Here is a 16,827-nt window from a genome sequence, read left to right on the forward strand (position 1 = left end):
TATCATTCCGCGGCTAGCCTGTCCGCCAGGAAGCCGCCGGACTGGCGCTTCCACAACTGGGCGTAGAGCCCGCCCCTGGCGATCAGCGCGTCATGACTGCCCTCCTCGACGATGCGGCCTTCATCGAGCACGATAAGCCGGTCGAGGGCGGCAATGGTCGACAGGCGATGCGCGATGGCAATCACCGTCTTGCCTTCCATCAGCCTGTCGAGATTGTCCTGGATCGCCGCCTCGACCTCGCTGTCGAGCGCCGAGGTCGCCTCGTCGAGGATCAGGATCGGAGCGTCCTTGAGCATCATGCGGGCAATCGCCACGCGCTGGCGCTGGCCGCCCGACAGCTTGACGCCGCGCTCGCCGACATGGGCGTCATAGCCGCGACGGCCGCGCGGATCGGCGACGCCGACGATGAAATCGTGCGCCTCGGCGCGCCTTGCAGCATCGACGATCTCGGCTTGCGAGGCCCCTGCCCGGCCATAGCCGATGTTATCCGAGATCGAACGGTGCATCAGCATCGCGTCCTGGCTGACGACCCCGAACTGGGCGCGCAGCGACGCCTGGGTGATGTCGCGCACGTCGCGGCCTTCGATCAGGATACGGCCCTCCTCGACATCGAACAGGCGCAGCGCGAGATTGACCAGCGTGGTCTTGCCCGCACCGGATGGACCGACCAGCGCGACGCGCTCGCCCGGCTTGATGTGCAGGTTGAGCTTGTCGATGACGCCGCCACCCTTGCCATAGTGGAAAGAGACGTTGTCGAAAACGATGTCGCCGGAGGCGCGCGGCAGCACCGCCGCATTCTCGACATCGCGGATGGCCGGGCGCACGGATATGGTGCGCGTGGCGTCCTGTACGGTGGCGTAGTTGCGCACCAGGCCGTTGATGTTGAACATCATCCAGCCCGACATCTGGTTGAGCCGGAAGACGAGGCCGAGTGCCGCGGCAATGGCGCCGGTGGAGATTTCTCCGCGCGTCCAGCTGACGATGCAGATCGCGGCGACCGCCGACATCATGAAGCCGTTGAGTACGGCCACCGCCGAACGCACCGTGGTGATCGAACGCGTCAGGCGGATAACCGCACCGAGGTAATTCTCGAGCCCGTCACGGACATATGCATGCTCGCGGCGGCCGCTGTCGAACAGCTTGACGGCCATGATGTTGGTGAAGGCATCGACCAGGCGTCCGTTGAAGACCGAGCGCTGGTCGGCGGTGGCGCGGCCGGCACGGCGCATTTCGGGCAACAGGAAATAGACGACCGCCGCATAGCCGGCAAACCACAGCGCCACCACCAGCCCCATCAGCGGGTCGAGCGAGACCAGGATGGTGATCGAGAGCAGCACGAAGGTCAGGAACGCCCACATCGTCTGCAGCACATTGACGATGAAATCGCCGACGGCCTCGCCACCCTGCATGATCTTGGTGGCGATACGGCCGGCGAAGTCGTTCTGGTAGAAGTCGTAGGGTTGCTCGATGACGCGCCGGAACGCCTGCCAGCGCACCATGGAGAAAAAGCCGGGCACGATGATCTGCTGCTCGACGACGGCCCCGCCGATGATGATGGCGGCGCGGACCACGAGGATCAGCACAAGCAGGCCAGTGAGCGCCAGCCAATGGTCGGCAAACAGCCGTTGTGGAGAACTGGAATCGAGCAGATCGATCAACCAGCCGACCGACCAGTAGAGCGCGGCATCGACCGCACCGGCGAGAAAGCCGGCGATCAGCAGCAGCGTGAACGGTCCCCCCGCCTGCTTGGCGAAGTAGAGGATAAAGGCCCAGGCGCTTTCCGGCAGCACCTCGCGGTCGGTGTCGTGGAACGGGTCGATCGCGCCTTCGAAGCGGCGCCACAGCCCTTCGTGCAAGGGATCGGGGGTCATGTGGCCGCCCCCAAATTGAGATGGGGGCGCTGCCCCTCACCTTTGCCCTTTCTCCGCAAAGGATGTGGAGAGGGAGGCGTCAACGTCGCAACTTGTCCCTTCTCCCCGCCCTTCACGGGGTGAAGGTGCCGGAAGGCGGATGAGGGGCGGATTTCCCAAGCAAACGTCACGCCGGCCTCGATTCGTCGAGAACGCCGTCTTCGTGGAAAAGGAAGCCGCCGGACTGGCGCTTCCACAGCCGCGCGTAAAGCCCGTCGAGCGCCAGCAACTCGTCATGCGTGCCTTGTTCGGCGATGCCGCCCCTGTCGAGCACGATCAGCCGGTCGAGGGCCGCGATCGTCGACAACCGATGGGCGATGGCCAGCACCGTCTTGTCGGCCATCAGCGCCGTAAGGTTTTCCTGGATTGCCGCCTCGATGTCGCTGTCGAGTGCCGAGGTCGCCTCGTCGAGGATCAGGATCGGCGCATCCTTGAGGAAGACGCGCGCGATCGCCACGCGCTGGCGCTGACCGCCGGACAGCTTGACGCCGCGCTCGCCGACGAACGCGTCGTAACCCTCGCGGCCGCGATTGTCGGCGAGCGTCTGGATGAAGTCGTGCGCTTCGGCCTTGCGCGCGGCAGCGACAACCTCTTCGTCCGATGCATCCGGCTTGCCGAGCTTGATGTTGTCGCGCAGCGAACGGTGGAACAGCGCCGTGTCCTGGCTGACCACGCCGATCTGCCCGCGCAGTGAGTTCTGGGTGACGGACGAGATGTCCTGGCCGTCGATGAGGATCCGGCCGCCCTCCAGGTCGTAGAGTCGCAGGATGAGGTTGGCGAGCGTGGTCTTGCCGGCGCCGGAGGGTCCGACGATGCCGACCTTCTCGCCCGGCTTGACGGTCAGCTCGATGCCGTCGAGCACGCCGCCGCCCTTGCCATAGTGGAAGACGACGTGATCGACCTTGATCTCACCGCCCTTGACGACCAGCTCGCCGGCTCCGGGTCTGTCAACGAGGCCAAGCGGCTGGGAGATCAGCGCCTTGGAGTTTTCGAGCACGCCGAGGTTCCGGAGGATGCCGTTCAGCTGCATCATCAGCCGGCCGAGCAGCATGTTGAGGCGCAGGACAAGGCTGAGCGTGAAGGCGACCGCGCCGACCGAAATGGCGCCCTCGACCCAGAGATGGATCGAATACCAGGCAATCACGGTGATCATGATGCCCGACAGCGTGGTCAGCGCCATGCGCACGCCGGTCAGCTTGCGGGTGAAGGGGCGCAGCGCGTCGAGATAGGTGTTGAAGCCGGAGCGGATGTAGCGGTCGTCGCCGTCGGCGGCGAACAGCTTCAGCGTCTGCACGTTGGAATAGCTGTCGACGATACGGCCGTTGATCATCGATCCGGCCTCGGCTGTCGCCTCTGCGTGCTTGCGGATGGTGGGCAAATAGCGCCTGGCGAGGAAGCCGAAGGCGACGATCCAGACGACGACCAGTGCTGCCAGCCGCCAGTCGAGGCCGGCGACCACGGCAAGCGTGGTGACCGTGTAGACGATCATGAACCACACGACCTCGATGAAGCTTTCCATCAGGTCGCCGGTCGCCTGCCCAGCCTGCCAGACCTTGGTGGCGATGCGGCCGGCGAAGTCGTTCTGGAAGAAGGAATAGGACTGGCGCGAGACGTGGCGATGCGCCTGCCAGCGCACGAGGTTGTAGAAGCCGGGCGTGATGGTCTGCTCGTCGACCAGCGCCGACATGCCGACGACGATGGTGCGGATGACCAGAACGGTGAGTGCCATGAACAATAGTTCTGGGCCGGCATGCGCCCAGAGCGAGTCCCAGCTGCGGTCGGCGGGCATCTGGTCGAGGATATCGACGAGGCGGCCGACGAAGTAGAACAGCCCGGCTTCGACGAGCGGGGCGATGCCGCCGATCACCAGCATGGCGAAGAAGGCCAACCGTGCCTGGCCGACATAGTGCCAGATGAAGCCCCAGACCGACGACGGCGGCCTGAACTCTTTCGGTTCCCGGAAGGGATAAACCCAGCTTTCGAACCATTTGTAGATTCTGTTCATCAGCACTCTGGGTTATCTGGCGGCAACGACTCACTATTTTCGGATCGAAGCATTTCGAAGGCAACGCCCTTTGCCGGTCGTTGTTCCCGCTGGGAGCCTAAGCGCCCCCTCACCCGGCCTCCGCTGCGCAGCGGAGGCCGGGTGAGGGGGAAGCGCGTCCCTGCCCTACTCCGCCGCCTGGCCCTTGGCTTCGGCATCGTTTGCCGCTTCGCCGGCAGCGTCGTCGAGCAGGAAACCGCCCGACTGGCGCTGCCACAGCGAGGCGTAGATGCCGCCCTTGGCGACCAGCTCGTCATGGCTGCCCTGTTCGACGATACGGCCCTTGTCCATCACCACCAGCCGGTCCATCGCCGCGATGGTGGAGAGCCGGTGGGCGATGGCGATGACGGTCTTGCCCTCCATCAGCCGGTAGAGGTTTTCCTGGATCGCCGCCTCGACCTCGGAATCGAGCGCTGAGGTCGCCTCGTCGAGGATCAGGATCGGCGCGTCCTTGAGCATGACGCGCGCGATCGCGATGCGCTGGCGCTGGCCCCCCGACAGCTTGACGCCGCGTTCGCCGACATGCGCCTCGAAACCCTTGCGGCCCTTCGGATCGGCCAGCGCGGCGATGAAATCGAGCGCTTCGGCGCGGCGCGCCGCCTCGATCATCATTGCCTCCGAGGCATCGGGACGGCCGTAGAGAATGTTGTCGGCGACCGAACGGTGCAGCAGCGAGGTGTCCTGCGTGACCATGCCGATCCGGGCGCGCAGGCTGTCCTGCTGGACAGCAGAGATGTCCTGCCCGTCGATCAGGATGCGACCGCTCTCTATGTCGTAGAAACGCAGCAGCAGGTTGACCAGGGTCGACTTGCCCGCGCCCGAGCGGCCGACGATGCCGACCTTTTCGCCGGGCTTCACCGTAAGGCCGAGGTCCTCGATGACGCCTTTCTTCTTGCCGTAGTGGAAGCGCACGTTGTCGAAGACGATTTCGCCCTTGTCGACGACGATCTCCCTGGCGTTGGGCTTGTCTTCGACGAGGCGAGGCATCGAGATCGAGGTGATGCCGTCCTGGACGGTGCCGATGCTCTCGAACAGGCCCGAGACTTCCCACATGATCCACTGCGACATGCCCCACAGGCGCAGGACGAGGCCCAGAACCACGGCGACGGCGCCGATGGAGACCGCACCATTGAGCCACAGCGAGATCGACAGGGCGCCGACCGACAGAAGCAGCGTCGAGTTGAGCAGGTACAGCGCGCCATAGAGCGACGTCACCAACCGCATCGAGCGGTAGACCGTGCCCATGAACAGCGACATGCCTTCCTTGGCGAACGATGCCTCGCGGCGCGAGTGCGAGAACAGCTTGACCGTCTGGATGTTGGTGTAGCTGTCGACGACGCGGCCGGTCATGGTCGAGCGCGCATCGGCCTGTTCTTCGGCGAGCTTGCCGAGGCGCGGCACGAAGTAGCGCAGCAACAGCACATAGCAGAGGAGCCAGACGACCAAAGGTGCAGCGAGCCGCAGGTCGGCCGAGCCGACGATAATCAGCACGCCGAGGAAATAGACGATGACGTAGTTGAGCACGTCGATCAGCTTGACCACGCATTCCCGCACGGCAAGCGCGGTCTGCATCAGCTTGGTGGCGATGCGGCCGGCGAACTCGTCCTGGTAGAAGCTCATCGACTGCTTGAGCAGGTAGCGGTGCACCTGCCAGCGGATGCGCATGGGGTAGTTGCCCATCAGCGTCTGCTGGTTGACCAGCGATTGCAGCACCACCATGCCCGGCAGGATGACCATCACGATGAAGGCCATGCCGGCAAGCTTCCAGCCTTCGTTCTGCAGGAAGGTCTCGCGATTCTGCGCCGACAGCCAGTCGACGATGTTGCCGAGGAAGCCGAACATCCACACCTCGGCCAGCGCGATCAGCGATGTGAGCACGGCGGCGACGACGATGTAGGGCCAGGCACCCTTGGTGTAGTGCAGGCAGAAGGCGATCAGCGTTTTCGGCGGCTCGACCGGTTCCTCCAGCGGGAACGGGTTCAGCCTCTCTTCAAACCAGCGGAACATTTTCTTCTCATTTCAACTGTTTCGCGCGAAATCTCCGCACGGGAATGCAACAATTTCGACCGCCTGCGTGGCGATCGATTCTGGCGCGGCGCGGCGCTCGAAAACGGTCGTCCGAATGTAGGCGACCGCCAAGGATTCGGCGAATCCCTAGCGGGCTTCTCCTGACATCGTCCCGGCAGGCCGGGCCGCGCCCGACCGGCCGGCTAGCCGGCCGATCAGGGCGAAGATGCGGCCGAGCAGCGGCCTGTGGTTCGGGTCCGCCACAACGTTCGACATGTCGACGTCGGGCAGCATGCCGCGGTGGAGCCGCCTTGGCGGGTCGTTCACGCGCGGATTTTCGCCGACCGACAGCGCCCAGGCCACGTGCCGGGCTTCGGCGAGGGCCTGACGTGGAGCGGAATTTACAGAGTCGACTTCACTGCGGGCGCGTTGCCCGCTCGGGATGTTGGCAAACATCGGAATTGTCCTTCAAAAACCATGGAAAGGCTTCGGCGGACGTCGATGCGAGGATGCCTGGAAATGTCAGGAAGTTCGTCGAACCGAGGCCGCCGCTAGGCAGTTCGTCGCCAGCAGCTGTGGCGACAACGCCAGAAGGTGGGGCGGTGAATATCAATGGCCATTACGTAATCCATGTACCCCTCCATCGGTTCGAGTTGACAAGGCGGCCCGTATACGCCCTTTCGCGACAGAACGCCACAGTCGGTCCGCAGCTTTTTTCTTGCCGCGCCGCGGCTGTTGCTTCGTCGCCACAGATTAGGACATCGACATGGACGACAAATTGCGCATCGCCCTCTACCAGCCCGACATCGCTGGCAACACCGGAACCATCCTTCGCATGGCTGCCTGCCTGGGTGTCGCCGTCGACCTGATCGAGCCCGCCGGGTTCGATGTCTCCGACCGTTCCCTCAAACGCGCCGGCATGGACTATCTCGAAATGGCGACCCTGACCCGGCATGTCGATTTCGACGGTTTCGAGGACTGGCGGCAGCGAGAACGGCGTCGCCTTGTGCTGCTGTCGACCAAAGCCACCCTGCCCTACACGGATTTCCATTTCAAAGCCGGCGACATCGTCATGCTCGGGCGCGAGTCGGCCGGTGTGCCAGATCGGGTCCACGATCTCGCCGACGAGCGGCTGATCATCCCCATGCCCGGCGGCGGGCGCAGCCTCAACGTCGCGCTCGCGGCGGCCATGGTGGCTGGCGAGGCGCTGCGCCAGGTCGGCAAAGGGCCGTAGCTCGGCAAGATCCTTCCACCATCTGTCGAACATCGAAAATTCCTTCCGTTGCAAAGCACCGGACAAGCTCGTACAACCTCAACTTAAATTGAGGTCAAGCGGGAATTTTCATGCCCAGTGAACTGACTGTCGGCGAAGTTGCAAAGCGCAGCGGCGTGGCTGTGTCGGCGCTGCACTTCTACGAGGCGCGGGGGCTGATCGGGAGCCACCGTACCGCAGGCAACCAGCGCCGCTATGCCCGCGACGTATTGCGCCGCGTGGCGGTTATCCGCATCGCGCAAGAGGTCGGCATCTCGCTCGCCGATATTGCCGCTGCCCTCGCCTCCCTGCCCGACGGCCGCACGCCGACACGCGAGGATTGGAGTCTGCTTTCAACGGCTTGGCGCAAGGATCTCGACCACCGCATCGAGCAGTTGAAGAAGCTGCGCGACGGGCTGACCGACTGCATCGGCTGCGGCTGCATGTCGATCGACAAGTGCCCGCTGCGCAATCGAGAGGACAAGCTGGCGCGCCAGGGTCCGGGACCGAGGCGGTTGATGGTAACGGATTAGTCCGAGGTCGGCAGGCGGCGGATGGTGAATTCGATGACGTCGCCGGGCAACTCGAACCAGCTCTCGATCTCGGTCCAGTAGGCTTGCTTGGGCCAGCGCGCGAACCATTCCTGCGCCTTGGCGCGAGCATCGTTGCGCGGCAAGGTGAAGGTCTCGCGCAGGAAGCCGTCGCGCGGCGTGCGCTCACGTTCGGCCCGGCTGCGATGCAGCCTTTTTCTGAGGTCGTCCAGCGGCGGTCTGGTCGGGGTGCCCACAAAGAACTCCTTGACCCTTTCGAGAAGGAGATTAGGGATCGCGCCGGACAATTACGAGTCATTTGTGCGGAGCCTAAATTGCAGCGTCCCGAAATACCGGCCGGACTGCCGGCCGACATCGAAGACAGGAAGGCGCGCGCCCGCGCCTGGTTCGAGGAACTGCGCGACCGCATCTGCCTCGCCTTCGAATCCCTGGAGGACCAGGTCGAGGGACCGCTTGCCGGCTGGGCGCCGGGCCGCTTCGAGCGCACGCCGTGGCAGCGTGACGAAGGCAAGGGCGGCGGCGGCATCATGTCGATGATGCACGGCCGGGTGTTCGAGAAGGTCGGCGTGCACACCTCGACGGTGCATGGCGAATTTTCGCCCGAGTTCCGCAAGCAGATGCCGGGTGCTGAGGAAGACCCGCGCTTCTGGGCCAGCGGCATCTCGCTGATCGCCCATCCGCAGAACCCCAATGTGCCGGCCGTGCACATGAACACCCGCATGGTGGTGACCTCGCGCTGGTGGTTTGGCGGCGGCGCCGACCTGACGCCCGTGCTCGACCGCCGGCGCACCCAGGACGATCCCGACACGGTGGCGTTCCACAAGGCGATGCAGTTTGCCTGCGGCAAGCACCCCGGCGTTGCCGACCACCAGAAATACAAGGACTGGTGCGACGAATACTTCTTCCTGCCGCACCGCAACGAGCCACGCGGCACCGGCGGCATCTTCTTCGACTGGCAGCATTCGCCGGAGGAGAAGGGCGGCTGGGATGCCGACTTCCGTTTCGTGCAGGACGTTGGCCGCGCCTTCCTCGTCGCCTACCAGCACCTTGTCCGGCAGAACTTCAACACCAACTGGACCGATGGCGATCGCGACGAGCAACTCGTCCGACGTGGCCGCTATGTCGAGTTCAACCTGCTCTACGACCGCGGCACCATCTTCGGGCTGAAGACCGGCGGCAACATCGCCTCGATCCTGTCGAGCATGCCGCCCGAAGTCAGGTGGCCGTGATGGCTGGTCGGGTGACGTCTTATCTGAAATTTGACCCGCAAGAGTCGATGTTGCATTGCCGCCGTTGCCTCATATGACGCTTGTCGGAATGCTTGGGAGAAAAAATGGCAAAACACTTGGGCGCTCCCGACTCGACAACGAATTTGCGGGCTGGGGACTGGCAAGGAAAGGCTATCAAACGGCTGAGTCCCTCGGGCAGTTATTTTTTCAGTTATATTTTGAGTTGATCTAGCTCGCGATTTGGAGCAGAGTTTGGCTTCGCATCATGGAGCATGTCATGCTTGATCGTGAGACTGACCAGAACGAAGCGATGGAGGCTGCAGCGCCAGTTCTGCCGCTTGTCTACCGCATCCTCGATGAATCCGTTTCCTTCTATTTCAGCGATGCCTATTCGAACGAAGCGCGCGCCGACCACGACAACCGCGCGATGGCGAATTGCATCTATTCACATGCAGAAAAACGCATGATCGGGGCATCCGACGCGATGGCTGGTCTGCATTCGATCAAGGTAAAGGGTCTGCACGTTCTGAACTACATGGACCGCATCCTTGCACGCTTCAAGAAAGTCGGGGCCAATGGAAAGCACAGTAACTACCAGACCCGCCAGCAGCAGGATTATGATGATCAAAAGTCGCTGCCGGGAATCCCCGAACCTGCCTATCGGCTCACTGCTGGCTATCAGATGGACGCATCCGGTAGTTCATTGGAGCGGATCATGATCGCGCGACCAATTGGCCGCAATATCTTCTGGACGGCGCAGGTCACGATGATTGAGGGCGCCGTTCGGTGGGATGACGTTACGCCGAGAAGGTTCGGCGGCATGGAGGGGGCAGACTTCGATGCAGAGCGAGCAAGAGCGAGGCGTGGTGGGTAGCGACGTATTCAACCCGGACATGCTCAAGCTTGCGCGGGACGCGCGCCAGCTTACGCAGGCCGAGCTGGCGCAACAATCTGGAATAACGCAGGCATTCATTTCCAAACTTGAGCATGGCCTGAACACCCAGCCAGGTGACGATGCCTTGGACCGCATCTCAGCGGCACTGGGCTTTCCAAGAGCTTTTTTCTTTCAACGCGAGCGGGCGTTGGGGTTCCCGCACTTCCATTTCAGGAAGCGAGCCAAGCTGGGTGCTAAACCGCTCGCGCGGATTGGCGCTGTGATCAACATCCGCCGCCAGCATATTGCGAAGCTTTTGCGCTCTTATGAATTTGAGGCGGCAAAACCCATTCCTCAAATAGACTTGGACGAAACCGGACTGACGCCAGAGAAGGCTGCCGAGCGGCTTCGCGCATATTGGATGGTTCCGCGCGGTCCAATCCACAGCGTGGTCGAACTAATTGAGAATGCCGGCGGGATAGTCATTCTCGCTCGTTTCGGCACGAACCTGCTGGACGGTCTCAGCTTCCGTCTTGAAGGAATGCCACCCCTCTTTTTCATGAATAAGGATGTGCCTGGAGATCGTTTCCGTTTTTCCCTTGCTCACGAGCTTGGACACATGGTGATGCACTCAGTTCCCGATGAAGATGAGAAAATGGAGAGTGAAGCGCATCGTTTCGCTGCCGCCTTCTTAATGCCCGCTGCTGAAATCAAGCCATACCTCGCCGGTGCAAAAATCGGGAACCTTGGCCGGGTGAAGGCTTATTGGAAAGTTTCGATCAAGGCTCTCATCCGGAGAACACACGATCTCAAGATAATCACCCCATCCCAATACAAATTCATGAGCATCCAGTACAACAAGATCTTCCATGGCGAAGAGCCAATCAGCATCGAAGTAGAGATACCGACTCGCCTCAGGAGGATCGTTGAGTTCCACCGAGAAACGCTAAAATATTCGACTGACGACCTGGCGGAACTTTTGGCTTTCAGGCCTGAGGACGTTGAGCGGATTTACCTCGGCGGCCGCCCAGGTATTCGCCTCGTCGTTTCAAACTGACGATCTTTGCCAGATGGACGCGCCAGATATGGCCGATGATATCGACAGCCCCGACTGGACCGAAGAGGTGACGCGCCCGCTTGATGCAAGCGCCAAGCTCAAGCTGACGCGCGGGCTGCTGGTGATGAGTCAAGCCGACTTTGCCGCATTGCTGGGCATTCCCGTCACCACGCTGCAGAACTGGGAACAGCGGCGAACCGCACCTGATGCCGTCGCCAGAACCCTCATCGACCTGATCTATGACGATCCGAAGGAAATGCGGGCGCGGATGATGCGGCGGAACGCGGCTTGAGCGCTACGCATGGCTGCCCTGCCCGCCGTCGCATTGACGCGCGGGCAGCAAAGCTTTAGAGAGCCCGCTTTCCTTGGCCCTCCCCCTTGTGACGGGCCTTGCTCTCATTGGAAGATTTTTGTGACGATTTTCGACAACATGGTTCCGGCGCTGGCCGGAGCGCTCACCGCGCGTGGCTACGAAACGCTGACCCCGGTGCAGACCGCCGTCCTGGCCCCGGAGGCCGACGGCGTCGACCTGCTGGTCTCGGCGCAAACCGGCTCCGGCAAGACGGTGGCCTTCGGCATCGCCATCGCGCCGACCCTGCTCGAGGGACGCGAGCGCTTCGAGCGCGGCGCAGCGCCGAGCGCGATCATTATCGCCCCGACGCGCGAACTCGCCATCCAGGTGCGCCGCGAGTTCGAGTGGCTTTACGCTGCGACCGGCGCCCGCATCGCCTCCTGTGTCGGCGGCATGGACATGCGCAAGGAACGCCGCGCCCTCGATGACGGCGCCGACATCGTCGTCGGCACGCCCGGCCGCCTGCGCGACCACATCACCCGCGGCTCGCTCGACATCTCCGGCCTGCGCGCCGTGGTGCTCGACGAGGCCGACGAGATGCTCGACCTCGGCTTCCGCGAAGACCTGGAATTCATCCTGGCGGCAGCACCCCAGGAACGCCGCACGCTGCTGTTTTCGGCAACCGTGCCGCCGCAGATCGCGCAGATGGCGAAGCGCTTCCAGCGCAACGCGCTGCGCATCACGGCAGCCGGCGAAAGCCGCCAGCACGACGACATCGAGTACCGTACGATCCTGGTGGCCCCGCCCGAGCGCGAAAACGCCATCATCAACACGCTGCTCTTCTACGATGCGCAGAGCACGATGGTGTTCTGCGCGACCCGCGAGGCGGTCAAGCATCTGGCGGCGCGGCTTGCCAATCGCGGCTTTGCCGTGGTGGCGCTGTCGGGCGAATTGAGCCAGGCCGAGCGCAACAACGCGTTGCAGGCGATGCGTGACGGTCGCGCCCGCGTCTGCGTTGCGACCGACGTCGCCGCGCGCGGCATCGACCTGCCCAACCTCGACCTGGTCATCCATGCCGACCTGCCGACAAACCCGGACACGTTGCTCCACCGCTCGGGCCGCACCGGTCGCGCCGGCCGCAAGGGCGTTTGCGCCCTGATTGTGCCGTTCCACCGCCGCGGCAGTGCTGCCCGCCTGCTCAAGCTGGCCAAGCTCGAGTCTACGACCCAGCCTGCGCCGGGACCGGCCGAGATCGACGCGCGCAACCGCGAACGCATGCTCGCCGAACTGTCGGCCGCCGAAGCGCCCGCCGAGGATGAAGCCGCCCAGGTCGCGGAAATCCTCGCCAGCCATTCGCCCGAGACCATCGCCCTTGCCTGGCTGCGCCAGCAGCTGGCCTCGCGTCCGGCAGCCGAAGAGCTTTCGGATCGCCCCGTCCCCGCCTTCGACGCGGCCAAGGCGGAGCGTCCCGACAACCGCTTCACCGACGGCGTCTGGTTCAGCGTCTCGGTCGGCCGCAAGCACCGCGCCGAGCCGCGCTGGCTGCTGCCGCTGATTTGCAAGGCCGGCCGCATCACCAAGCGCGAGATCGGCTCCATCCGCATCTTCGACGCGGACTCGCATTTCGAGATCATCGCCGAGCGCGCCGACGCTTTTGCCGCCGCCGTCGAGGAACAGGGCACCGGCGAAAAGGGTGTGACGATCACCCGTACCGGCGTGGCCCCGGCCCACGACCACGGCGCCAAGCCGAAGAAACAGCATCGCAAGGGGCAATACGACCCCGCCGACAAGCCGCCCTTCAAGAAGAAGGGCTTCGAAAAGAAACCCTACGAAAAGAAGCCGTTCGAGAAGCGGGCCGGCGACAAGCCCGCTTACGACAAGCCAGCCTATGACAAGTCTGGCGGCGCGGCCAAGAAGTACAAGCCGAAGAAAAAATTCGGCGAGTAAATGGTCGCTGGAAACGGAATTACATTTTCGTAATGTTCCGACGCGCCACAATCGACGCCACAAACAACAATTTTGGCGTTGATTGTGGCTAAGCTACCGTTTCAAAATATGTTTTTCGTCTAATATGCCTTGGCGATGACAGGACTATTTCTATCGCCGGGGCCGGGAAGCGCCGGCGGTTCGACCTGATCGACCGCGACACGACGCGACCGGACGGCCTCTCGAAGCGGGTATTGCCCGTCGGGCGCCCGCCATTGTCGTGGAGCATGCCATGCGCAAGCTTGTTGTTCCTGCAGCCGCCGCTGCAATTCTCGCAACCTCTGCCTTCGCCTTCGCCGCCACCCAGCATACGGACGGCACGATCAAGACATTCGACAGCAAGGCGATGAGCCTTGTGCTTGCCGACGGCACATCCTTCGTCCTGCCAAAGCATTTCAAGGATCCCGGCCTGAAAGCCGGCGAAAAGGTCTCGGTCATGTGGGACATGAGCGGCAAGAACAAGATCGCTGAAACCGTGAAACTGGTGAAGTAGCGCTTCTCCCGACAGCAATTTGCAGAAGGGCGAAACAGCTGGTTTCGCCCTTCCGTTCGACGCCCCCGCCGCCACCAGCGGGCGCCTTGAATCATTTCCGCAGATAGCGGACCTATCCAGCTGAATTGGCTGCCTTTTCCCGACAAAGGTCGCCACGCAGCCGCTGAAATCGCAACTGGCCCAGCGGTTCCCGGCAACCAATCGGCGCAATTCGTGGTATCATTCGCCCCCAAATAAGGACGAGGAAGGAGACATCCGATGAAGGAATTTCAATGCGGGTCGCTTGTCCCCGGCTGCCAGTGGCACACCCGCCATGAGGACGAAGCTGAAATCATGCGTCGTGCGGCCGAGCATATGCGCGAGACCCACGGCGAGACGATCATCCGTGAAACGATGATCGAAGCGATCCGCTCGCGTATCGAAAAGGTCCGCAGCGCGGCCTGACTCAGGCCTTGAGCCTTTCGGCGGCGCGTTGGAGAAGCGCGTCGCGTGCCAGCGAAAAGCCGCTGTCGATCCAGTCGTTTTCCAACGCCTTGAGCAATGTGCCGATTGCGGCGCCTTCGGCGCCAAGCTCGGCGATGTCGCCGCCGCGTACCGGCAATTCCGGCCTTTGCCACTTGCCGGCAGACACCAGCAGTCGAAAATAGCCGCCCGCCTCGATCAACGCCTTGTCGTCCTGCTCCGCCCGCCCTCGCGCCGACGCAAGATCAAGGCGCAACCGGTCCAGGTAGCCCTTCACATCGCCGCGATAGAGTCGCTTTGCGAGTTCCCCTTCCGTCATGGAAGGCTCGACTTTCGCCGTTGCCGCCCACTGAACCAGCCGCTCGGTCTCGGCATTGGACAATCGGAGCCTTTCTCCAAGCGCCTTCATCCGGACGTCATCGGGCGGCACGATCGCGGCGAGGCGCAGCAGCGGATCGGGCTGCCAGCCAAGATCATTTTCGGCGCGCACCAGCGCGTGAATGGCGTCGATTCCCCATTTTTCGCTTTCGGGCAGAGCCGCAGTCAGCACGCCCGCCTGGCGCATCCACAACAGCGCGCGCGACGGATCGGGCGCTGACAACAGCTTGCGCAATTCCGCCCAGATGCGCTCGGCCGAAAGCTTTTCCAGGCCGCTCTTCAGGCGTGCGCAGGCCTTGAGCCCTTCGGCATCGGGACGGCCCTTGCCGTACCAGGCGAAGAAGCGGAAAAAGCGCAGGATGCGCAGATAATCTTCGCGGATGCGGCTTTCGGCATGGCCGATGAAACGCAAGGTCCGGCTTTCGAGATCGGCGAGCCCGCCGACAAGGTCGACGACGGTTCCGTCGGCCAAGGCGTAGAGCGCGTTGATGGTAAAGTCCCGACGCTCGGCATCCGCCTTCCAGTCGCGACCAAACGCCACCTTGGCGCGTCGGCCGTCAGTCTCGACGTCGGCGCGCAAGGTCGTGACTTCATACGGCTTGCCGGCGGCAACGACCGTGATGGTGCCGTGCTCAGCCCCTGTCGGCACGGCCTTGAACCCCGCCGCCTCGGCGCGGCGCACTGTGTCGTCAGGCAGGTTGGTGGTGGCGATATCGACATCGGCGACCGCTTCGCCGAGCAGCGTGTTGCGCACTGCACCGCCGGCGATACGGGCTTCCTCGCCATCGGCATTGAGCGCCGCGAGCAGCTTCTGCAGGTCTTTGTCGTCGAGCCATGCGGCCCGACCGGCGATGGAGACGCTCATGTGTAGAGCCTTTCATAGAGCGCCCGTATGATGCCGGCGGTGACACCCCAGATGTAGCGCTCCTCATAGGGCATGGCGTAGAAAAAGCGCTCCTGGTCCTGCCAGGTACGGCTGGCGCGGTCGTGATTGGCCGGGTCCATCAGGAAGCCGAGCGGCACTTCGAAAATGTCGTCGACCTCATCGGGATTGACCGTGAGATGGAACCCTGGACGGACGACGCCGAGCACCGGTGCAATGCGATAGCCGCTGCCTGTGACATAATCGGGCAGCCGGCCGATAATATCGATGTAATCGGGAGTTAGCCCGATTTCTTCCGATGTTTCGCGCAGCGCCGCAGCTTCCGGCGAAACGTCGCCAGGATCGATGCGCCCGCCGGGAAAGGCGATCTGGCCGGAATGGTTCTTCAGTTTCTCGGCACGCTTGGTCAGGATCACCGTCGAGGCGTCGCCATAGTCGACAACCGGGATCAGCACTGCCGCATCTCGCAGCCGGTCGTGCACGAACGTCGAGCGCAAGTCGGGATTGAGCACATGATCGCCGTAGTCGGCGATGGCGTCGTTGAGATGCTCCTGCGCCGCGCGCTGGCGAAAATCCTGCGCAGAATAGTGCGCTGCCTTCGAATGTACCATTACGCGCTCAGCCGCTCCAGCCTGTCCCAGGGCATGACAGGATACACCTCGCCCTTCGAGCGAACGGCGAATGTCGCCTTGCCGTCGATTTCCACGCGCTCGCCATATTCGACCAGCTCATACATGACCGGACGCGCGACGAGCGCTTCGAGACGCCCGCGCACCAGAAGATACGGCTTGAGACCGCCCGTTTCCGGTTCGTCGACGAAGCGCAGCGGATGCTCGGGACCGGCTTCGACAACGTCGCCGACATTCGTACGGAAGGTCAGCACCTGGCCTGCGCCCTCACCCGTGACATTCATCTCGACAGCGACGAAATGCGCGTCGACGACGCGGATGCCGACCCGCTCGACGGGGGTGACGAGATAGGTCTTGCCGTCGGCGTCCTTGCGCAGAACCGTCGAAAACAGCTGGACAAGCGGGGCCCGGCCAATCGGCGTGCCAAGGTAGAACCAGGTGCCGTCGGCCTTGATCTCCATGTCGAGATCGCCGCAAAAATCCGGGTTCCAGCGCTCCACGGGGGGCAGCCCCTTGCCGGCGCGCGCGGCGCGGGAAATCAACGCCTCCAATCCTGCCGCATCACCTGCGCGGGTCAAGCCGTGCTCCGCCCTGGCCTCGTTTTGATGGTCCTGATTACCCGTCATGGTCACGAAATAGTCACTGTTGTTGCGCTTGTCAGCCTAGGCATGTGATTTAAGTTGAAGGTGAAGACCTCGCCAAGTGCGAGTCGGGAGTTTGTAACGCCCAGGATCGTTTGACCTTCGGGGATTGGGCGGCAGGCGCCACGTCCGAACGGAC

General features: G+C 63.2%; 17 protein-coding genes. 9 read left to right on the forward strand and 8 right to left on the reverse strand.

Annotated features, from left to right (window positions below):
- Positions 1–2: 2 nt before the first annotated feature.
- The 4 genes from PCJ21_RS06985 to PCJ21_RS07000 all read right to left on the reverse strand — a co-directional run bounded on the left by PCJ21_RS06985 (position 3) and on the right by PCJ21_RS07000 (position 6,417).
- Complete coding sequence (locus tag PCJ21_RS06985) at positions 3–1,871, reverse strand: ABC transporter ATP-binding protein (protein ID WP_269930649.1); 1,869 nt, start codon at positions 1,869–1,871, stop codon at positions 3–5.
- Between the two features lie 166 nt (positions 1,872–2,037).
- On the reverse strand, positions 2,038–3,915 hold the full coding sequence (locus tag PCJ21_RS06990; RefSeq protein ID WP_269930650.1) for an ABC transporter ATP-binding protein: 1,878 nt from the start codon (positions 3,913–3,915) through the stop codon (positions 2,038–2,040).
- A gap of 165 nt (positions 3,916–4,080) precedes the next feature.
- Positions 4,081–5,961, reverse strand: coding sequence for an ABC transporter ATP-binding protein (locus tag PCJ21_RS06995; RefSeq protein WP_269930651.1), 1,881 nt, complete (start codon positions 5,959–5,961; stop codon positions 4,081–4,083).
- 147 nt (positions 5,962–6,108) lie between these two features.
- Complete coding sequence (locus PCJ21_RS07000) at positions 6,109–6,417, reverse strand: hypothetical protein (protein ID WP_269930652.1); 309 nt, start codon at positions 6,415–6,417, stop codon at positions 6,109–6,111.
- Between the two features lie 310 nt (positions 6,418–6,727).
- Between PCJ21_RS07000 and PCJ21_RS07005 the strand changes: the two genes are divergently transcribed.
- Positions 6,728–7,195, forward strand: a complete 468-nt coding sequence (locus PCJ21_RS07005) for a tRNA (cytidine(34)-2'-O)-methyltransferase (protein ID WP_269930653.1) — start codon at positions 6,728–6,730, stop codon at positions 7,193–7,195.
- 110 nt (positions 7,196–7,305) lie between these two features.
- Positions 7,306–7,746 carry a redox-sensitive transcriptional activator SoxR gene (gene soxR / locus PCJ21_RS07010; RefSeq protein WP_442865974.1) on the forward strand — a complete coding sequence of 147 codons (441 nt, stop codon included), beginning with the start codon at positions 7,306–7,308 and terminating at the stop codon, positions 7,744–7,746.
- On the opposite strand, the gene PCJ21_RS07015 is transcribed toward soxR, so the two are convergent.
- A complete protein-coding gene (locus PCJ21_RS07015; RefSeq protein WP_269930654.1) occupies positions 7,743–8,000 on the reverse strand; it encodes a hypothetical protein in 258 nt (85 codons plus the stop codon). The two genes, soxR and PCJ21_RS07015, sit on opposite strands and share 4 nt — an antisense overlap.
- A 78-nt stretch (positions 8,001–8,078) precedes the next feature.
- Between PCJ21_RS07015 and hemF the strand changes: the two genes are divergently transcribed.
- From hemF to PCJ21_RS07050, 7 genes are all read left to right on the forward strand, one after another.
- Complete coding sequence (hemF, locus tag PCJ21_RS07020; RefSeq protein WP_269930655.1) at positions 8,079–8,993, forward strand: oxygen-dependent coproporphyrinogen oxidase; 915 nt, start codon at positions 8,079–8,081, stop codon at positions 8,991–8,993.
- 277 nt (positions 8,994–9,270) lie between these two features.
- Positions 9,271–9,867: a hypothetical protein gene (locus PCJ21_RS07025; RefSeq protein ID WP_269930656.1), complete on the forward strand. Its 597-nt coding sequence runs from the start codon at positions 9,271–9,273 to the stop codon at positions 9,865–9,867.
- Positions 9,833–10,924 (forward strand): helix-turn-helix domain-containing protein, encoded by a 1,092-nt coding sequence (locus tag PCJ21_RS07030; protein ID WP_269930657.1) that lies wholly within the window; start codon positions 9,833–9,835, stop codon positions 10,922–10,924. The genes PCJ21_RS07025 and PCJ21_RS07030 overlap by 35 nt, the downstream gene beginning before the upstream one ends.
- Positions 10,869–11,216, forward strand: coding sequence for a helix-turn-helix domain-containing protein (locus PCJ21_RS07035; protein ID WP_269930658.1), 348 nt, complete (start codon positions 10,869–10,871; stop codon positions 11,214–11,216). Before PCJ21_RS07030 ends, PCJ21_RS07035 begins: the two co-directional genes overlap by 56 nt.
- A 120-nt stretch (positions 11,217–11,336) precedes the next feature.
- The gene (locus PCJ21_RS07040; protein WP_269930659.1) at positions 11,337–13,163 is read left to right on the forward strand and encodes a DEAD/DEAH box helicase; all 1,827 of its coding nucleotides are present in this window, start codon (positions 11,337–11,339) and stop codon (positions 13,161–13,163) included.
- Positions 13,164–13,434: 271 nt separating this feature from the next.
- Complete coding sequence (locus PCJ21_RS07045) at positions 13,435–13,695, forward strand: DUF1344 domain-containing protein (protein ID WP_269930660.1); 261 nt, start codon at positions 13,435–13,437, stop codon at positions 13,693–13,695.
- Between the two features lie 258 nt (positions 13,696–13,953).
- The gene (locus tag PCJ21_RS07050; RefSeq protein ID WP_269930661.1) at positions 13,954–14,139 is read left to right on the forward strand and encodes a DUF1059 domain-containing protein; all 186 of its coding nucleotides are present in this window, start codon (positions 13,954–13,956) and stop codon (positions 14,137–14,139) included.
- Between the two features lies 1 nt (position 14,140).
- Here the strand turns inward: PCJ21_RS07050 and PCJ21_RS07055 are convergent, their stop codons facing one another.
- Genes PCJ21_RS07055 through PCJ21_RS07065 form a run of 3 tightly spaced genes read right to left on the reverse strand, consistent with a single transcriptional unit; the run spans position 14,141 to position 16,673 of the window.
- Positions 14,141–15,400 carry a CCA tRNA nucleotidyltransferase gene (locus tag PCJ21_RS07055; RefSeq protein WP_269930662.1) on the reverse strand — a complete coding sequence of 420 codons (1,260 nt, stop codon included), beginning with the start codon at positions 15,398–15,400 and terminating at the stop codon, positions 14,141–14,143.
- Entirely contained in the window at positions 15,397–16,029 is a 633-nt protein-coding gene (locus PCJ21_RS07060; RefSeq protein ID WP_269930663.1) for a CoA pyrophosphatase, read from the reverse strand. The genes PCJ21_RS07055 and PCJ21_RS07060 overlap by 4 nt, the downstream gene beginning before the upstream one ends.
- Positions 16,029–16,673 (reverse strand): DUF1285 domain-containing protein, encoded by a 645-nt coding sequence (locus tag PCJ21_RS07065; RefSeq protein ID WP_269930705.1) that lies wholly within the window; start codon positions 16,671–16,673, stop codon positions 16,029–16,031. Before PCJ21_RS07065 ends, PCJ21_RS07060 begins: the two co-directional genes overlap by 1 nt.
- Positions 16,674–16,827: the final 154 nt, after the last annotated feature.

This window comes from Aminobacter sp. HY435 (assembly GCF_027568395.1).
Classification (GTDB): Bacteria; Pseudomonadota; Alphaproteobacteria; order Rhizobiales; family Rhizobiaceae; genus Aminobacter.